The sequence below is a fragment of the Streptomyces sp. ActVer genome, from assembly GCF_027270795.1.
Classification (GTDB): Bacteria; Actinomycetota; Actinomycetes; order Streptomycetales; family Streptomycetaceae; genus Streptomyces; species Streptomyces umbrinus_A.
Genome location: NZ_JAPWHT010000782.1, coordinates 1 through 2,418, shown reverse-complemented (window position 1 = coordinate 2,418; position 2,418 = coordinate 1). Strand labels below are relative to the sequence as shown.

General features: G+C 73.1%; 3 protein-coding genes. All 3 read right to left on the bottom strand.

What is annotated here, in order from left to right; genetic code table 11:
• On the bottom strand, positions 1–351 hold a 351-nt coding region (locus O3Q52_RS51985), incomplete at its 3' end, for a biotin/lipoyl-containing protein (RefSeq protein WP_332113029.1).
• The gene (locus O3Q52_RS51980; RefSeq protein WP_266761543.1) at positions 351–1,355 is read right to left on the bottom strand and encodes an alpha-ketoacid dehydrogenase subunit beta; all 1,005 of its coding nucleotides are present in this window, start codon (positions 1,353–1,355) and stop codon (positions 351–353) included. The genes O3Q52_RS51985 and O3Q52_RS51980, both read right to left, overlap by 1 nt.
• Positions 1,352–2,418 (bottom strand): pyruvate dehydrogenase (acetyl-transferring) E1 component subunit alpha (gene pdhA, locus O3Q52_RS51975; protein ID WP_269655384.1); only part of this gene is annotated, 1,067 nt, incomplete at its 5' end. The genes pdhA and O3Q52_RS51980, both read right to left, overlap by 4 nt.

The following is a 2,418-nucleotide window of genomic DNA, read 5'->3' as shown; positions in this document are numbered from 1 at the left end:
CGCCTGCGTGCCGTATCCCACGAGCACGTTCCCGGAGCCCTCGTCCTTGCTCTCGTCCCCGGAGCCGGGTGCAAGCGGGCCGGAAGCCAGTGCGCCGGAGGCGGGTGCCCCCACCGCGACCGTCAGCAGCGGGGAGCCGACGGGCAGTTCGGTGCCCTCTTCGCCGTAGCGGGCCGTGACCACTCCGCCGTACGGGCAGGGGACCTCGACCATCGCCTTGGCCGTCTCGACCTCGACGACGGGCTGGTCGACGGCGACGACATCGCCTACCTGGACGAGCCAGCGGACGATCTCCGCCTCGGTGAGCCCCTCGCCGAGGTCGGGCAGCTTGAACTCCAGAACCTGGGCCATCAGCTCTGTGCCTCCCACTGCAGCCGCGCCACCGCGTCCAGGATCCGGTCGACGCCCGGCAGATGGTGGCGCTCCAGCATCGGTGGCGGATACGGGATGTCGAACCCGGCCACGCGCAGCACCGGCGCCTCCAGGTAGTGGAAGCACCGCTCGGTGACCCGCGCGGCGATCTCCCCGCCGGGCCCGCCGAAGCCGCCCGACTCGTGTACGACCACGGCCCGCCCGGTGCGTCGTACGGACGCGGAGACCGTCTCGTCGTCGAACGGCACCAGGGAGCGCAGGTCGACGACTTCGAGGTCCCAGCCCTCGGCGCGCGCCGCCTCGGCTGCCTCCATACAGACGGGCACCGACGGCCCGTACGTGATGAGCGTGGCGCTGCGGCCGTGGCGCCGCACGACCGCGCGGCCGATCGGGTCCACGGCCTGCGGCTCGTCGGGGTTCCAGGTGTCCTTCGACCAGTACAGGCGCTTGGGTTCGAGGAAGACCACCGGGTCGTCGGAGGCGATGGCGGCGCGCAGCAGTCCGTACGCGTCGGCGACCGTCGCGGGGGTGACGACGTGGAGGCCCGGGGTCGCGATGTAGTACGCCTCGGAGGAGTCGCTGTGGTGCTCGACGCCGCCGATGCCGCCCCCGTAGGGCACGCGCACGGTGATGGGCAGCGGCATCGCCCCGCGCGTGCGGTTGCGCATGCGTGCCACGTGCGAGATCAGCTGCTCGAAGGCCGGGTAGGCGAAGGCGTCGAACTGCATCTCCACGACCGGCCTGAGCCCGTACATGGCCATGCCGACGGCCGTGCCGAGGATGCCCGCCTCGGCGAGCGGGGTGTCCGTGACGCGGTCCTCGCCGAACTCCTTGGCGAGCCCGTCGGTGACGCGGAAGACGCCGCCGAGGGTGCCGACGTCCTCGCCCATGACGTGCACGGTGGGGTCGTCGGCCATGGCGTCCCGCAGGGCGCGCCCGAGGGCCTGCGCCATGGTGGCCGGCTTCAGCGCGACGGTGGTCATCGGGCCGTTCCTTCCGACTCGTGCTCGTTCTCGTGGTGGCGCGCCTCGGCGTCCAGCTCGGCCCGCAACTGTGCCTCCTGTTCCAGGAGTTGTGTCGTGGGCTGGGCGTAGACGTGTGCGAAGAGGTCCATGGGGTCGAGCGCCGGGTCCTGGTTCATGCGCTCGCGGAGGTCCGCGGCCATCGCCTCGGCGTCCTCGCGAGCGGCGCGCATCCCGGCCTCGTCGAGCAGCCCGCGCTCGGTCAGCTCGTGCTCCAGGAGGGTGATCGGGTCGTGCGCGCGCCAGGCCTCGACCTCGGAGTCGCCGCGGTAGCGCTTGTCGTCGTCGGCGTTCGTGTGCGCCTCCATGCGGTACGTGACCGCCTCCACGAGCGTGGGACCGCCACCCGCGCGCGCGTGGGCGATGGCGTCGCTGAGGACCTCGTGCACGGCGGCGGCGTCATTGCCGTCGACCAGGCGGCCGGGCATCCCGTAGCCGACGGCCTTGTGGGCCAGTGACGGGGCCGCGGTCTGCTTGTCGAGCGGGACGGAGATCGCGAAGCCGTTGTTCTGTACGAGGAAGACGACCGGGGCCCGCCAGACGGCGGCGAAGTTCAGCGCCTCGTGGAAGTCGCCCTCGCTGGTGCCGCCGTCGCCGACCAGGGCGAGCGCGACCACGTCGTCGCCCTTGAGGTGGGCGGCGTGCGCGAGGCCCACGGCGTGCGGAAGCTGGGTCGCGAGCGGCGTGCACAGGGGCGCGATCCGGTGCTCGTGCGGGTCGTAGCCGGTGTGCCAGTCGCCGCGCAGCAGGGTCAGCGCCTGCACGGGGTCGAGGCCGCGGGCGACGGCGGCGAGCGTGTCGCGGTAGCTGGGGAAGAGCCAGTCGCGCTCTTCGAGGACGAGCGCGGCGGCGACCTCGCAGGCCTCCTGGCCGGTGGAGGAGGGGTAGACGGCGAGGCGGCCCTGCTTGGTGAGGGCCGTGGCCTGCGCGTTGTAGCGGCGGCCTCGCACCAGCTCCGCGTACAGCCGGCGCAGGAGCTCCGGGTCGACCCGCTCGGCCGCCTCGGTGCCGAGGACGCGGTGGG

Excerpts from the sequence above, each read along its gene's own strand:
- O3Q52_RS51980 (WP_266761543.1), bottom strand. The coding sequence starts at position 1,355 with ATGACCACCGTCGCGCTGAAGCCGGCCACCATGGCGCAGGCCCTCGGG.